Annotated in this window: 4 tRNA genes; all 4 read left to right on the top strand. The window is 53.9% G+C overall.

Annotated elements, in window-relative coordinates:
- Positions 1-31: 31 nt before the first annotated feature.
- The 4 genes from COE25_RS29920 (at position 32) to COE25_RS29905 (ending at position 399) form a co-directional block, all read left to right on the top strand.
- Positions 32-104: transfer RNA gene (locus tag COE25_RS29920), tRNA-Ala, on the top strand.
- A gap of 21 nt (positions 105-125) precedes the next feature.
- A tRNA-Met gene (locus COE25_RS29915) sits at positions 126-202 on the top strand.
- An 8-nt stretch (positions 203-210) separates the two neighbouring features.
- A tRNA-Ile gene (locus COE25_RS29910) sits at positions 211-287 on the top strand.
- A 19-nt stretch (positions 288-306) separates the two neighbouring features.
- Positions 307-399, top strand: a tRNA-Ser gene (locus COE25_RS29905).

Here is a 399-nt window from a genome sequence, read left to right as displayed (position 1 = left end):
TGTCTTCCCGACCATTCTTCTTACTTCTTATGGGGCCTTAGCTCAGCTGGGAGAGCGCCTGCTTTGCACGCAGGAGGTCAGCGGTTCGATCCCGCTAGGCTCCACCTTAATTAAATAGTATATTTGGCGGTGTAGCTCAGCTGGCTAGAGCGTACGGTTCATACCCGTAAGGTCGGGGGTTCGATCCCCTCCGCCGCTACCAAATATTGAGGACCTTTAGCTCAGCTGGTTAGAGCAGACGGCTCATAACCGTCCGGTCGTAGGTTCGAGTCCTACAAGGTCCACCATTAGTTTCATAATGTACTCGGAGGAATACCCAAGTTTGGCTGAAGGGATCGGTCTTGAAAACCGACAGGCGGGTCATACCGCGCGGGGGTTCGAATCCCTCTTCCTCCTCCA

It is taken from the genome of Bacillus sp. AFS031507 (assembly GCF_002584635.1).
Lineage (GTDB): Bacteria > Bacillota > Bacilli > Bacillales > Cytobacillaceae > Neobacillus.
The sequence above is the reverse complement of the archived record's forward strand: the minus strand, read 5'-3'. Positions and strand labels throughout refer to the sequence as shown.